Source organism: Shewanella sp. GD03713 (assembly GCF_029843705.1).
In the GTDB taxonomy this organism is placed as follows: Bacteria; Pseudomonadota; Gammaproteobacteria; order Enterobacterales; family Shewanellaceae; genus Shewanella.
This window is the reverse complement of sequence record NZ_JAOCIW010000002.1, coordinates 125,769-140,069: the sequence shown is the minus strand read 5'-3', so window position 1 is coordinate 140,069 and position 14,301 is coordinate 125,769. Positions and strand designations below refer to the sequence as shown.

Annotated in this window: 13 protein-coding genes; 8 read left to right on the top strand and 5 right to left on the bottom strand. The window is 43.1% G+C overall.

The window, feature by feature from the left end; all coding sequences use genetic code 11:
- Positions 1 to 6: 6 nt before the first annotated feature.
- The 4 genes from N5E87_RS21950 (at position 7) to N5E87_RS21935 (ending at position 3,889) form a co-directional block, all read left to right on the top strand.
- Positions 7 to 1,377 (top strand): hypothetical protein, encoded by a 1,371-nt coding sequence (locus tag N5E87_RS21950; protein ID WP_279775961.1) that lies wholly within the window; start codon positions 7 to 9, stop codon positions 1,375 to 1,377.
- An 88-nt stretch (positions 1,378 to 1,465) separates the two neighbouring features.
- Entirely contained in the window at positions 1,466 to 2,278 is an 813-nt protein-coding gene (locus N5E87_RS21945; protein ID WP_279775960.1) for a hypothetical protein, read from the top strand.
- On the top strand, positions 2,271 to 3,089 hold the full coding sequence (locus N5E87_RS21940; RefSeq protein WP_279775959.1) for a PRTRC system ThiF family protein: 819 nt from the start codon (positions 2,271 to 2,273) through the stop codon (positions 3,087 to 3,089). The genes N5E87_RS21945 and N5E87_RS21940 overlap by 8 nt, the downstream gene beginning before the upstream one ends.
- A gap of 47 nt (positions 3,090 to 3,136) precedes the next feature.
- Entirely contained in the window at positions 3,137 to 3,889 is a 753-nt protein-coding gene (locus tag N5E87_RS21935; protein WP_279775957.1) for a hypothetical protein, read from the top strand.
- Between the two features lie 224 nt (positions 3,890 to 4,113).
- On the opposite strand, the gene N5E87_RS21930 is transcribed toward N5E87_RS21935, so the two are convergent.
- Entirely contained in the window at positions 4,114 to 4,386 is a 273-nt protein-coding gene (locus tag N5E87_RS21930) for a hypothetical protein (RefSeq protein WP_279775956.1), read from the bottom strand.
- 183 nt (positions 4,387 to 4,569) lie between these two features.
- On the opposite strand from N5E87_RS21930, the gene N5E87_RS21925 reads away from it, so the two are divergent.
- Positions 4,570 to 7,083, top strand: coding sequence for a phosphoadenosine phosphosulfate reductase family protein (locus N5E87_RS21925; protein ID WP_279775955.1), 2,514 nt, complete (start codon positions 4,570 to 4,572; stop codon positions 7,081 to 7,083).
- A gap of 60 nt (positions 7,084 to 7,143) precedes the next feature.
- Positions 7,144 to 7,437 carry a hypothetical protein gene (locus N5E87_RS21920; RefSeq protein ID WP_279775954.1) on the top strand — a complete coding sequence of 98 codons (294 nt, stop codon included), beginning with the start codon at positions 7,144 to 7,146 and terminating at the stop codon, positions 7,435 to 7,437.
- 255 nt (positions 7,438 to 7,692) lie between these two features.
- On the opposite strand, the gene N5E87_RS21915 is transcribed toward N5E87_RS21920, so the two are convergent.
- Complete coding sequence (locus N5E87_RS21915) at positions 7,693 to 8,259, bottom strand: hypothetical protein (protein WP_279775953.1); 567 nt, start codon at positions 8,257 to 8,259, stop codon at positions 7,693 to 7,695.
- A 72-nt stretch (positions 8,260 to 8,331) separates the two neighbouring features.
- Positions 8,332 to 9,054: a signal peptidase I gene (gene lepB / locus N5E87_RS21910; protein WP_279775952.1), complete on the bottom strand. Its 723-nt coding sequence runs from the start codon at positions 9,052 to 9,054 to the stop codon at positions 8,332 to 8,334.
- A 1,124-nt stretch (positions 9,055 to 10,178) separates the two neighbouring features.
- Between lepB and N5E87_RS21905 the strand changes: the two genes are divergently transcribed.
- Positions 10,179 to 12,068 (top strand): BRCT domain-containing protein, encoded by a 1,890-nt coding sequence (locus N5E87_RS21905; protein ID WP_279775951.1) that lies wholly within the window; start codon positions 10,179 to 10,181, stop codon positions 12,066 to 12,068.
- An 86-nt stretch (positions 12,069 to 12,154) separates the two neighbouring features.
- On the opposite strand, the gene N5E87_RS21900 is transcribed toward N5E87_RS21905, so the two are convergent.
- Positions 12,155 to 12,418 carry a hypothetical protein gene (locus tag N5E87_RS21900; RefSeq protein ID WP_279775950.1) on the bottom strand — a complete coding sequence of 88 codons (264 nt, stop codon included), beginning with the start codon at positions 12,416 to 12,418 and terminating at the stop codon, positions 12,155 to 12,157.
- A 593-nt stretch (positions 12,419 to 13,011) separates the two neighbouring features.
- On the opposite strand from N5E87_RS21900, the gene N5E87_RS21895 reads away from it, so the two are divergent.
- Positions 13,012 to 13,929 carry an IS5 family transposase gene (locus tag N5E87_RS21895; protein WP_279775949.1) on the top strand — a complete coding sequence of 306 codons (918 nt, stop codon included), beginning with the start codon at positions 13,012 to 13,014 and terminating at the stop codon, positions 13,927 to 13,929.
- Positions 13,930 to 13,970: 41 nt separating this feature from the next.
- Here N5E87_RS21895 and N5E87_RS21890 read toward each other — a convergent pair whose 3' ends face one another.
- Positions 13,971 to 14,273: a hypothetical protein gene (locus N5E87_RS21890; protein WP_279775948.1), complete on the bottom strand. Its 303-nt coding sequence runs from the start codon at positions 14,271 to 14,273 to the stop codon at positions 13,971 to 13,973.
- Positions 14,274 to 14,301 lie beyond the last annotated feature (28 nt).

The following is a 14,301-nucleotide window of genomic DNA, read 5'->3' as shown; positions in this document are numbered from 1 at the left end:
GTCGTCATGCAATACGCATCTACAAACAATCACAGCCAAGATCAAACGATTTTCTCCCTTCTGTCCAATGGATATGGAATCGAAAGATCTGCCTCCGCTAATGTAAATCGCTTAGAGATAAATCAGGCAAATCAAGCTCCATACTTACCTTGGTATGCAAAGATTCAGACTCAGACGTTGAACCTTACTGAGGAAACGAAAGATCATCTTGGCTTTAACCCTGTCGAACCGTACCAGCCAGAGGTCAACGACAACTCTGAGTTCTGGCAAAAATTGTGTCTAATGGGTTTAGATAATGGGATGCTAACAGAACATGACATCGGTTTCTTACTTGAGGCTCCAGTTGGCACTTCTTCTCAGGTCAAGGCTGCGATTGATGTTGGTGACAAGATACTATCAGCGTATGCCAATCATTCTGCACACTGTGAAATGCAAATCCTCAGCAAGCTCAATGCCAATGGTTCAGCCGTTGGCATTCAAGCCGAAATTCGTGATTGGTATACAGACCCGAGCAAATCTTGTTGGGGATTTGAACTCACCCTAGATGATGCATCTTGCTACGGCGAGGACTATGACGAATTTGACCGCAACTTTAATGGTATCGGTCTGCGAATTGAGCATTGTTCGCGGGTTTCAGCCCTTAATTTCAAACTTGATCACTACAGTGCTGCTCTTGGGAGAGTGCTTTATAAGACCATCTGTCTCCTTGCTGAAATCTGTTATAAATCGAATGCCATTGATTATTGTGATGGTCTGGGCGATACCTCATTTATTGCGAAACTCCTTCTCGAAGCAAAACTGACCGAAGAACAGATCTGCGCCATTGCTCAAAGCGACGAAGAGTCAATTGGTGACGTTCTGTTGAGTATAAACCCAATCCTATTGGAGCAATTCGCAGATGAACTTAGGTACGACCCATTTCAAGTTATAAATGGGGCTGCGTACGTCATTGCTACGACCATGACCCCTTGGTACTGCGAGACTAAATTTAACTCACAATCAAATCCTCAAAGCGTAGCAAGACAACTCCGTAAGGAGTTGAAAAAGGCTAGACCTAACTCACTAAATGCAAATGAAATTGAAGTGAAGAAAACCCTTGATGCTGTTCTACAGACAGTTATCGAGCTTGTTCACCAAAATGAGCAAGATTCATCGTGGTTTCTTGGCAGTGACTGCCCTTTAAACGGATTTGCATTTGTGACGTTCGGGAGCGTCATAGAAGAAGACGCGATTGAGTTTGAGAACGAACACCGTCAATCCGTTGGTGAGCATGGCGCAATTCGCCTAAACCTTGAAAATGGAAAGGCTGGATTTCAAACGATTGAAAACATATTACTTGGCGACCTGTGTCTGCTTACTCTTTGTTCCCTAAATTAGCCGCATTTCCACTTGCGCGTTTAAAAGTGTGTGGATAATAGGAATTAACCAACGGGGCTAACCACCCCGCAACCAGTGGAGAATACTTGTGAACATCAGTCGAGAAACAAACGTCAGCCTCATCGGGGCATCAAAGGAACCAACTCCAGATTTTGCTCTGGTCTTCTACAACACTCCTAACAATGGAATTGCCATCACCAGACATGCGTTTCACAACGACCAAATGCAAGCTGGCGTCATCATTGACCAAGCACAAGTGTTTTCCCTGCTACAAGAAAAGCGCAATCAAGCTACCCAAGAACAGCTAAATGAGATCAAGCAGGCTGGTGGCGAGGTGGTTAATCTTATGCCTGTTAACGTGCTGTTTGAGGATGATGACTTTATCGTATGGCACCGCGAATCACGCAAAATGCCAATGTGGTTTCGACTAAACGGACAAAGCCCATTTGCACTTGATGTTATATGGCCACCTCTCTTGTTCATGGTGAAAAAGTCGGGTGACGCTTTAACCATTTTAGCACTCGATACCGATGAGCGGCCAACATTGGACTCAATGACCTATTGGGCGCCTATGGGCAACATATATCAAGCCCACAACTTGTGCCAAGGCAGCGCACCGCTACCAAATGAGCGTAGCATTAACAACATCCCTGAAATGGAAGCAACGTTTTACGAAAGTGCTTTTGATTCATTCAAGCACAGCTACATATTCAAAGGGGCTAATGAAATCTCAGGCAAAGAATTCTGGCAGAAAAAGCAAGCAACGGGTGAGGCAGTCAACGCAAAAGTGGAACTTTTCCCATGTGTAACATTGCGAGAGATTCTAGAAAACCGTGGTAACCGCCAATTTTTCATGAACACAGTTAAGAATTGCATCACAGGAATCGAAAATAATGAATAACCTAGACCTAACAAGTACTGCACGAAACTTCTACATCCCTCACAAGTGGATAGACCGAAGGATAAAAGTCGCATTGGTGGGTCTTGGTGGCACAGGTTCAGCAATGTTGACAGAGCTATTCCAGATGAGTGGCATCCTTAATAATTTAGGTTATGCAGGTCTCGATGTTGTCGCATATGACGGTGATACCGTTTCTCAAAGTAACGTGTTTCGCCAGAGCTTCTGGGGGCATGATGTTGGTAAAAATAAAGCCGAAGTCTTGATAAACCGCTTCAACCAGTTCGGCGGCATAAACTGGAAAGCCGTCCCAGAGTTCTTTACCTCAAAGTCCGTCATATACGAGGAGTTTGACCTGCTAATCACCGCCGTGGATAAAGCGTCCGTTCGGAGTGAGATTGGCCAAGCTTTAGAACGAACATCAAAGCAAGGTCTTTGGCTGGATATGGGCAATGACAATCACCAAGCTAACGTTTTGTTAGGCAGCTTGAACAAGAACGGGTCTGGCAGCTCTTCGCGACTTCCGTCTCCGTTTGAGCTTTTCGGTGAACAATGGGCAGAGTCAGCAAAATCAGAGGTTGATACAGCCTCTTGCAGCACTGCAGAAGCTATACAAAAGCAAACGTTTGGTATTAATGGCATGACTGCACGTTCCGCTGCATCAATGCTTCTGTTTCCTCTCTTTCGAAATGGCGAACTAAAGCACCACGGATTGTTTATCGACTTACATCAAGCGGACATTTCAAAGATGCCTGTTGACCCTCTCCAGTGGTCAATCTATGGCTACCATGAAGAGGAAGCGCCAAAACACTAAAAGACGAGGCAGGGAATTCCCTGCCTTACTCGTATGAAGGAAGTAATATGATAGATCACTCACGAAAAGAACGTGAATACGCACAAGCTGTCGCGGTAACCTTTAACAATGCCTACGGCCAGTGGGCAAAAGAGAACATTGAATTATTCCCTGAATTGTTCAGCGATATACAGAAACAAGAGTTGTGCATAATCCACCAACATGCAGCTCGATACTGCTTTACCCTGTTCTTGCACACTTCTCAGGAAATCTGGTCGTTTGCCGGTGACATTGTTGGAGGGGCAGTCGACGAGGGTAGTGATCAGGCAAATGACATTTTTATGCACCTTAACAGTATGTCATTTCTCCCTGCGGAAACATTCCGATATTGTTATAGCTCTACACGGTTGCTTACCTATCAAGCTTTGGCGTTGGCAGGAACGCTTAAGGAAACGGGTAAAACAATTCCTGAGCTAGAATTTTCAGATGTTATGTTGCAAATGTTTTCCACTGACAAGGAGATTTGGAAAGCCTTCTCGGCATTGCTTAACAAAGAATTAGGATTAGCTGGACTTCCTATGCCAGCCGCGTACGTCCCACTTGAATATCGCCGTAATGTATTTAAATCTTTGTTATCTCAACTTTTCTCCCAGTTCGAGAATATCAAATCTGCTGATGATGGTTTCAAATTGCTAAATGAAAACCATGATGCAATTGTTGGTAATGTAGCTGTAGTCGCGTTCAGAAACATGGCAGCAACACACCCCTGCCCTCCCCCTGGCTGTAATATGCATGTTTATCACCACGAACACGCTAGGTGATTAGTTTTTCTCTGCAACTCAAGATTAGTTGAATTTTCGGAGTGGTTATCGGCCAACCACTCGCAATTTCAATAATTATATACCCATGGTAATTCAAGTGAATTTAGGATCTAGAGGAGGAAGGTAAAACCTGTAGATTTGATAGGCTACCAAAGAGGCTGAATAGCCCAGCCTCTTGGTTATGTTTGTGTTTTTCACCAAGCTTCGCATCCGTCGACATCAATTTACTCATTGATATTTTTCTCAATCATACTCGTTAGCCGTTGAAGCACATTAGCGGCAAACACAGGCGCTGCTTTCTTGGCGGCGGCCATCGATTCGTATGGCTCAACGACAGTCATGCCCAAATAAGTAAGCACGAACCCACCAGCGTCATCTGTTATCGCTAACATATCGTGGCCCGCAAACTGAGAAAACTGGATGTCTTTGCAACCCTCCCAAATTTGCTGAGGTACTTCAAATCTTACTGCGGCGCCATTGGTTATCTTGACTTCCATACTCCTCCCTACAGTACTAAGGACAGCAACAGAAAAACGCCCTCTGTTTAAATGTCATTTACCCACATTTCAGCCATTAACGATTAATTTATAAATCGTAAACTCCAGATGATACCACTAGCTTGCGCATTCAAAAACATATGGATAATAGAAACAGTGAGTTAAACGAACTGAGAAAAGCATATGGCATACGCGGCGCTAGCAATTGATTATAAAGAACTGGATGCATGGGACTCATGGGTTGATGAACTTTCAAATTCGGACCTTGAAATCAAAACTCATGTAATGCGCGCTGTAGGAGCTATTTACCAATACCTAATGCAAGGGTATACATATCAAATTCAATACAGTGCAGGTAAAGACTCTGAAACCGTTTTAGGATTGTTTTTGCTCGCACTAATTAAAGCCAAACGAGATGATGCGCGTATATCAAAGCATCACTTCCTAGTTCATGTTGATACTGGTATCGAAAATCCCGAGGTACGCACTCTAGCTGATTCAAAGATGGCAGCTTTGAACTCATTTATCGATGCAAACAACTTACCATTAGTGACATATATTGCTCGGCCAAGTCTTGCGACAGCATGGGCCTCGCGCATTATTGGTGGCCGAGGACTTCCAACTTTTGTCTCTACAAAATACAGGCAATGTTCCATAGAACTGAAGGTCTCATCTGCTAACAGAATTGTATCTCAGCACAAGAAAATGATGCCCAATGCGGACAAGAAAAAAATTATTATGTTACTCGGTAGTCGGGACGACGAGGGCACTATCCGTGCAAACAATATTGCTAAGGTTGGCGGTGACGAAGTGACAATTTCTAGAATAGGTAATAAGTTTTCGCTATACCCAATCAAATCATGGTTATCTGCACAGGTTTGGGAATTCCTTACTTACTCTGGTAACCGACCATCATCCGTTATTCCTAGCTATTTAGAAGATCACTTTAAGACTGTTGACCTATATCGAGACTCTGGTTCGGGTGAATGTGTTATTTTCCAAGTCGATGATAAAGATGGCGGCAATGGGCAGGGCCCTTGCGGCTCTAGACACGGCTGCGCATTCTGTTTAGCTGCCGGCATCGACAAGAGTATGGAAGCTCTCCTTGCGACTGACCCAGCGAGATACAGCTACATGAAAGGCCTTAACCGTATTCAGCGCTATCTAGAGCTCACTCGTAATGATTGGAATCTACGCCATCCTGTTGGCCGAACGATCTCAGACGCCGGCTTCATTAAGATTCAACCGGATGTTTACTCTCCTGACATGCTAAAAAAATTGCTTCATGCAGTAATCAGCTATGACTACCTAGAACAAAAGCGAGCAGCTGATTTAGAAATGAAACTGATCAATGGTCAGGTAGAAGACAGCGAGCATAATCGTAAGTTTTCAAAACCACAGTTCAAGATCATTGATGAACGCCAGTTAATAGCTATCGAGTTCTTGTGGAGCTTGCATCACTTCCAAAAGCTACCATTTGAAGCGATCGATATCTGGCATAAGGTCTATACACATCACGAACTGGAGCTGCTTAAAGAAGTGGACACAATGACTGCCACACCAAAGTCCCCTCAGCCAAAACCTTACTGGTTAAAGGTGAATCAGTGGGGAGATGGTAGTGAGATGGATGGCCTTTCAGACTTCTGGAGTGAGCTAACATATTTTGAAATCAACTCAAGTCAAACTCATCGAGTAATTAAAACAAATGATGGGAATCGCAGAGTGGTGGACTACGTCGAAGGTGACCTGTTCGATGTAAACCAAGAGACTGCAGAGCTCATTATTTGGAATGAATACCCAATTTTAAATGACAGCAAGCGAAATGGGTTCTACACGCCATACTTCTCTGCTTCATACCTGCTTCGAGTTGGCGCCGTAGAACTTGGAAAGGGTCAATCCGCACGTTACCACTCCATGGCCCAACGAGGACAGACTTATCATGCCCTGGGGATTACTGGCCAGCGCTCAATGGATGACATTGTCAATGACGAGAAGCTAAAGCACCTGATAATCGATGATGCTACATATAAACCACTGTCAGTTGCTGCTATGGCAGCAAAAGAACAGTTAAATGCCGAAGATAAAAAACGCCAAGAAGAACTGACACTATTAGCCCGGAAACGTAAAGCTTGGGCAAAACAAAATCCTCAACAAGCTAAAGATGCTGCACGCTATAAAGTTGAACTTACTGCACAGCGTAAATACGAACATCAGTTCAAAACTTTGTTTGCAATGACTACTAGTATTCACGCTCAAATGCAGAACAACAGACGAAATGGTGAAAGCACAAAAGCCATTAAGCGTGTGCTAGAAAATCTTAGAAATGAAATTTCTGAGCTACGTGAAAAGCAGAATGAAAAATTTCACTATAGGTCGACCCAGCACCAACTCAAAGTGAACAAGGAAACGCTTTTTGCATTGAATAAAGGGTGGTTTGATAAGTTTGATTCAGACCATATCCGTGAGTACGCAATTCACGCTCCAGAGGGGCTCAGAATAGAGCTAGAGATGGCAATTAGTCACTTAGAGTCAGAGTTAACAAGAAAGAGCTTTAAACCCAATAAGGCACTGTGGCCGCAATGTATTGGCAAAAAAGTACCATGCCAGCTTCACCCTACGAAGGTCGCCTTGGAAACAACTTTAATTGTGGGTGCAAGCAAGTTGGCAATGAACCTAGAGTTATTTATGAAAGGATAATCGATTGCGGGATTGAAGAAGTATAGTGATATTGAAATCTAAACCGCGTAAGGACAAAAAATGGAAAACCACTCCCTACGAAAAGTCACAAGACAACTATTTGATTCAAGCAAAATCATTCTTGCGGCAGGGGAAAGCCCTACCCTATATCGACGATTAGTGGAAGAATGCCCAGAAATTGAGCCAGAGCGAACCGTAGCAGTTTACCTTTCGAAGTTTGTCATCGAGATGACTGACGAAGGAAAGTGGGGATTAATGTTAGACCGTTCAGTATTTGTGGAAGCTGATATCTCGGTACTTGAAGACGAATTGTTTAATTACCTGTACGACAATTACTTCCAAATTGACAGTTGAATGAATAGAGACTGCCACCTTTTCTTTCAGTGGAACCTTTTAGACAAAACAACCATGTACACTCGCTAACGAAAAAGGGCGGGCCCCGCCCTTTCGTTATCCCCTCAGGTTCGTCCTTTCTTACCTTACGCCTAAATTCCGTTGGTTAAATTTGCATTGCAAAAATCTCGGGCTGCCCCCGAACCCGCCGACCATGTTTAACCGATAAATAAATTTCTCAGCCAAACCTCGGTCATGATAAACAACCAGTTCCAGCTATTTTTCTGAGCATTCACATATTAGTATGTCGCCTAAATCTTTCAGGCAAACACAACTTCCATCTAGGTTTATCTCGAACGGCCACAAAGCTAGTCCTACCTCCGAATTGCCCTCTATTTTCCAAAACTCTCCGAATAATTCAGTTGACTCGAATTCGGATAAACGTGATGTTTCGCCATAATCAAGCTGTCCAATGAAGATTTTTGGATTCACGCTTTTTTCACCGAGGAATTTTTCAAGAGTGCCAAATCCATCGGGCGTTACAGTGAAATCTACCTCCCCCCCGACCAGTCCTACTCTCCATTTTTGATGTGTGTCCACATTAAGGAAGTAATCTTTTCCTAACACATCTACTAGGTATCGGTTAATTTTCCCAATAAGCTCGTCACGTTGCAAAATGGCTAGATCGAGACACTGGAAAGCATACAACCTCGCAGTGATTGATAGGTCGGGATCATCGTCTGGTTGACGTTCTGCCGTTTCAATAATGATTTCGTTGCAGCGCATCATATACAAACAACGCGCTAACTCATTCGCCCAATCCCGCAGAATTGATGATTGCAATTGCTACTCCTAAATTCCGTTTAATAAGAATCCGTTCGAAATCGAAAGGTCATGTATCTCATACCCTTGAAGTTAGTAACTTAGAATAGCCTTGCCGACAAAGTTTTCTCTCGGTACAAACCCCCAAAATCTACTGTCTTGGCTGTTATCCCGGTTATCCCCGATAACAAAATACTGGTCGTCAGGTACTGACCACTCTCCTTTACCGTGCCCATCTTGAACGAAGAAGCTCTCTATACGTTCTGGCTTAGCTCCATCAATTTCAGTTGTGTATCCATCATGGATATATTTAACCTCTTGGCCATCAGCACTTAAGACTTTAAGGTCTTTCCCTTTGTATATAACTGTGTCACCAGGAGTCCCAACTACCCGCTTGATGTAGTTAATACCAGGATTATCGGGTAGACGAAAAACGGCCACATCACCGCGTTGGGGGTCAGCAATCTTCCAAATCATTCGATGAAACAATGGCTCATGAAGGCTGTAGGCAAACTTTTTAATCAAAACCTTATCGCCAATCAAATAAGTTGGTTGCATTGACTCCGATGGTATTCTGTACGTTTCAAAGGCAAATGTTCGTAAGACCACAACTACAACTAACACGGGGAATAAAATGCAGAGCCATTGAACAAGCACCGGGCGCTGCATAACCACCTTTGTATCATCACCGATCTTTTCCTGTAGGTAATTAGATTCGGCTACTCTTGCTGGCTTCCAAACATAAACATCCAGCAAATAAATTATCCCCGTAACAACGGTTGCTGTTAAAAGCAGCAGGTTGAAAAAATTAACCATCAGACCTCTTTAACGCACATGTTAGAATTCGTAAGCAAACAATCGACACTGGCATAACAGCCGCAAATAATCATACCATGAGGTGATATTGCACACCTACATCCATAACGCTTTCATAATGTCTTGCAGGTTCTATATCAAGCGTAATAATGGTATTGATAAAAGTGACAATTTGTCCAGCTAGACAACAGATTTGGACCCAGCACTAATGGAATCATTGAAGGGAATATTAGGGATGAGATATTTTTCACAGAGGTATATGCGCGTTTTCATTTTGACGAATGAACGCTTTTGGAAGCAATCTCCTACGCTATTATTATTGGTACTAACATACCTTACTTACAAAGGCTTTATCGAATCAAACTTAGGAATACTACAGCTCACAGTAATGTCAGCAACTCCTGCAGTAATCGCAACCGCCATTCTCCGCTTTAGTCCTGCCATTTTATTTATGGGCCTAAGCACCGGCATCGCAATGTGCTACTTAATTTATTTGTCAGGAATTTACCAAGTAATGGTTGGCGATGGATCACAGGATGTTATTCAATGGATGATATTATTGTGTGTGCCCGCGGTTCCAACAGTGTACTGGTCTTTCTTCTTCCACACGCTGTATGACAGAGAGAAGCAGTCAAGTAACGAAACTCAACAATAGCCAAAACTCGTGCCATATAGTTTTGCGTGGATGAGGGAAGATCATTGAAAATTGCATCCGTTAGGGAGCTACGTCCTGCCGCTACCACAAGTTTATGATGTTCTAAGTATAACCTTTGTGGTCTAGAGAGCCTTAGACCCGATTTATAAAGTAGTCTTTCTTCACCAGACGATGGCAATAACTTTTATAACCCCCTCAAGACATATCATCAATTTATGCTTTGCTAAAACGGCAAGTATTCCATATTTGTAACCAAAACCAAGCGCTCAACAAGATTTTAAGTGTTTAGCATACACATTCACTAATTCAAAAATCTGAATGTTGATGCAAAACATTGTCAGCCGAGTTTTTGTCCTGTATCAAACCATTCTTAGACCATAAATTCAAACACTTACCCTCTTGCGCATTTAAAAATCTCCGTACACTTGTACCCAACTAAACCAATAAACCGAGATTAAGTGGAGACACAATGAAGGAACTTTTACTAACTGCCGTTAACGAATTAACTGATGAAGAGTTATCATCTCTATGTGAGCACTTGAATGAACAATATAGAACTGGCTCACCTGTTGTAACCGATCATGTATTTGACTTCGTTTATTTGGCTGCACTGAGAGAGCGTGTACCTTGCCACCCTTTGCTCATAAAACCACAACCTACAGAATTTGAACCCTCCAAAGGTCGCATCCAACATCCAAGCCCCATGCTCTCTACAGACAAAACGTATGAAGTGGAAGGGGTTCAATCGTTTGTAGCTCGATGTGAAAAAGCTGCGCTTGCAGAAGGCATTGCCCCTAGCTCTCTACAGTATAGGGTGCTGGCAAAGCTTGATGGTATCGCAGGGCGTCTTGTTGCTTCTACAAAGCAATTATTCACCCGGGGTGACGGCATGTTTGGTAATGACATCTCACACCTAGTCGAAGCTGGTCTTGTAATTGTTGGCAACCAATCCTTAGATGGCGTTGGTGAGGTTGTAATGGAAATGGATTATTTCGAAAAGAACCTCACGGAGTATTTTGCGCACCCTCGGAATCTAATTAGCGGCATGGCGTGTAGTGACAATCTAAATGAATATGCCTTGCAAGCTATGAATGACGGGGCTGTTCATCTTGTTTTATACCGCGATATGCCTGAAATCGTAGTAGATGGAATGACATTAGTCAGTAAATTAGACCAAATTGTTGCAGAAACAAAGGCGTCATCCCCATACCCTTTGGACGGTACGATCATTGAAGTTATTGGTGATGACCTTCGCACAGCAATGGGCAGCGGTTCTCATCATCATCACTGGCAAATTGCTAAGAAAGAAGTGGGTGAAACAGCTGAGGCGAAAGTAAAAGACATAATATGGCAGGTGGGTAGAACTGGCCGCGTAACCCCAGTAATTCAGATCGAACCAACGGTTTTAAGTGGTGCAACTATATCGAAGGTTACAGGGCACCACGCTGCAAATGTTCGACAACATGGCATTGGAGTTGGAGCAAAAATTCTGATAACAAGGGCTGGCGAGATTATCCCCAAGCACCTTTTAACTACTCTTCCAGTAATAGCTGAACTACCAACAGAGTGCCCGTGTTGCAATTCAGAATTGATTTGGAAGAAAAGCCCTCAGACCAATGATGACACCTTCCTTGTTTGCGAAAACATTGGATGCCAAGCACAATCGGCAACAGGAATTATTCATTTCTTTAATACTATTCAGTGCGATCTGTTCGGCGCCAAGAGCGTCGAAAGGCTAGTACAGGCTGAATACACTTGCGTTGAACAGATATTACTGATGAATGCAGAAGCATTCATGGCTGTTGGATTCGGCGCAGGACAAGCTAAGAATTTTGTTTCTGAAATGGGGCGTGTTCTACGGGAGCCACTGCGAGACAATCTGCTTTTGGCATCCCTTGGGATTTCGAAGTTGGGTCGAAGTGCTAGTGAAAAGCTGCTGGCTAAATACCGTATTACCGAACTTGAAGGTGTTTCGGCGGAACAGATAGAGGCCGTAGATGGTTTCGGCGGAATAACCTCAGCAACCATCGCGAAGGCACTCTCTGACCGAGCTGATACTTTGAGATTCCTGTTGTCTCGTAACTTTAATCTTGTCCATACACAAGACAATCTAGTTTCGGGTGGCGGCTCGCTTGATGGGGTGAACATTGTATTTACTGGCACCATGTCGGGTTCACGTGACGAAATGAAGGCTGACGCTAAAGCTAAAGGTGCTACAGTTCAATCTGCTGTTAATGGAAAGACTAACATCCTATGTTGTGGTGAAAAGGTCGGCCAGAAGAAACTAGACTCAGCTAGGGATAATGGAGTTGAGATAATATCAGAAGCAGAATACTGGGTGAGATTTAACGATAAATAAGATGTTCGGGGCGCAAGGTGGAAGTAATGTAACTAGGCGCCCCACCACTTGCCCCGGCAAGTGTTAACATGCACTACAAAATTAGATTAACTGAGATTTCTCCATGATGCGGGAGAGGTTTCCGAATCTACATGTTCAAAACCTTGCTTGAATTTTTTACAAACATATTCTTTGCCATTTCTTTCAATTCGCGCTCCTACGGTGAATACCTCATTCCCCCATACACATTGGGTCATAACGTCAACAGAAAGTGCCTGATAATATTTATCAACATTTATAACTTGAGGCTCATCAGCAAAAGCAGAACTGCATAAACAAGTAAGAACAACACTAGCAAATAACTTTCTCATCTTATCTCCTATTAAAAGTTAGTTATACTCCAGATTAACCCAAAATAAATAAACTTCAATAGGGAAAGCAAAAATATTTTAAAAATTTTAATCAATAAGAAAGCTGGCCAACTAAATATAAAAACCAGAATTTAAATCAATATGACACCTATACAATATATTTATTATGAAATCGACTACACAACAATTCAAAAGTAATATAGTTGCCATCACTAAAAGAAGAATTTGAGCGTTCCTTACAACTAATAGATCAGGCAAGGTAAGCAAGTTTTAGGACTGCTGGTGGCATAATTCGATAACTTTCAAATGTTTTTCTATAGGATCAGGGGTATCTGAAACCCTTGTACTGCATAGCTTATACTTTAGCGAGTTTGGAGCATTCCTATTTGATTTTTCACTGTCTTTAGTCATAAAAATCATGACTTTATCTAATGATTCACTTGTAGATTTAAAGCACTCCGTGTAACCCGCAAAATGTTTGCTCGGCGTATACCTGTATTTAGACAATGCATTGGCGTTGTTGCCTAAATGAATGAACCTTCCGTCTCAGATGCGATCAGATCCTGTGAATACCACGCAGGAACCACTATCAGATGGGCAAATCCAAGCATCGCATCACCAATTGGCCTGAATATAACAAGGCGTTGATCAACCGGGGCTCATTGACTTTTTGGATAGACGAGCGGGCGATAAACCGCTGGTGCAGCACTGAACACCATGGTGGTCGAGGTCGGGGATTTCAATACAGTGACACGGCGATAGAAACCGCCTTAATGCTCAAAGGGTTGTTTAACCTTCCCTTGCGAGCACTCGAAGGTTTTCTCAACTCAGTGTTTAGTTTGATGAACGTGCAGTTAACTTCACCTGGTTACAGCTGCATCAGCAAGCGGGCAAAGACAGTCAAAGTTAACTACCGCCCCCCTTGCCGAGGCGCGATTGCTCACTTAGTTGTCGATGCCACAGGACTGAAAGTATATGGCGAAGGTGAATGGAAAATGCGTAAACATGGTAAGGAAAAACGCCGAACTTGGCGTAAGTTGCACCTTGCGATAGATGCGGCCACACATGAAGTCATCGCAGCCGAAGTCAGTTTAGAGAGTGTGGCAGATAGTGAGGTTCTCCCAACGTTATTAAACCCACTAAGGCGCAAGGTAAAACAAGTGTCAGCTGACGGTGCTTATGACACCAAAAAATGTCATAAGCTGCTGAAACGCAGAGGGTGTAAACCTACGATACCGCCGCGAAAAAATGCAGGTTATTGGGAAGAAGGTCATCCCAGAAACGAGGCCGTCAGCGCTCTGAAAAGTGATGAACTCAAACAATGGAAACAAGAGAATGACTATCACCAACGCTCCCTGTCAGAAACAGCTATGTATCGTTACAAGCAACTGATTAGCCCGAAATTGAGCCTGCGGGACTACAACGGCCAAGTCGGCGAGGCACTGGCTGGTGTGAAAGTGATGAACAAAGTCATAGGACTGGGTATGCCTATTCGCCAGAGGGTCAATTAATACCTGGAACCCTGTTAGGAAAAGGCATACCTAAAATTGATTTAGGCAACAACGCCCAATGCATTTAGTAGCTTGCGTTCAGCTATAAGTGCATCACCTTTATATTTGTATTTGACTTCAAGCAAAACTTTTGCCTTATATGGGGTGTCACTAATGTACCTTTGCCCAGCCTGTGACCTTTGCCATTTTTCTTTTAAAGATAGCTGTGTATCTTGCATTAGAGGCTTGCGACCAAACTCAAATCGGGAATTAGCCCCATCAGCACTAACTCCAACTTTATTAAAAATCTCATTAGTATCAGGACAGTACATTTCAACCAAATAAAGAAACATCTGTAAACCCATAAATCCACTGCCAATCACATCTATTAAA

What these genes read in the sequence shown, in the direction of transcription:
- N5E87_RS21950 (WP_279775961.1), top strand. Translation starts at nt 7, where the DNA reads ATGCAATACGCATCTACAAACAATCACAGCCAAGATCAAACGATTTTC.
- N5E87_RS21940 (WP_279775959.1), top strand. Translation starts at nt 2,271, where the DNA reads ATGAATAACCTAGACCTAACAAGTACTGCACGAAACTTCTACATCCCT.
- N5E87_RS21935 (WP_279775957.1), top strand. Translation starts at nt 3,137, where the DNA reads ATGATAGATCACTCACGAAAAGAACGTGAATACGCACAAGCTGTCGCG.
- N5E87_RS21930 (WP_279775956.1), bottom strand. Translation starts at nt 4,386, where the DNA reads ATGGAAGTCAAGATAACCAATGGCGCCGCAGTAAGATTTGAAGTACCT.
- N5E87_RS21925 (WP_279775955.1), top strand. Translation starts at nt 4,570, where the DNA reads ATGGCATACGCGGCGCTAGCAATTGATTATAAAGAACTGGATGCATGG.
- N5E87_RS21920 (WP_279775954.1), top strand. Translation starts at nt 7,144, where the DNA reads ATGGAAAACCACTCCCTACGAAAAGTCACAAGACAACTATTTGATTCA.
- lepB (WP_279775952.1), bottom strand. Translation starts at nt 9,054, where the DNA reads ATGGTTAATTTTTTCAACCTGCTGCTTTTAACAGCAACCGTTGTTACG.
- N5E87_RS21905 (WP_279775951.1), top strand. Translation starts at nt 10,179, where the DNA reads ATGAAGGAACTTTTACTAACTGCCGTTAACGAATTAACTGATGAAGAG.
- N5E87_RS21900 (WP_279775950.1), bottom strand. Translation starts at nt 12,418, where the DNA reads ATGAGAAAGTTATTTGCTAGTGTTGTTCTTACTTGTTTATGCAGTTCT.
- N5E87_RS21895 (WP_279775949.1), top strand. Translation starts at nt 13,012, where the DNA reads ATGGGCAAATCCAAGCATCGCATCACCAATTGGCCTGAATATAACAAG.
- N5E87_RS21890 (WP_279775948.1), bottom strand. Translation starts at nt 14,273, where the DNA reads ATGGGTTTACAGATGTTTCTTTATTTGGTTGAAATGTACTGTCCTGAT.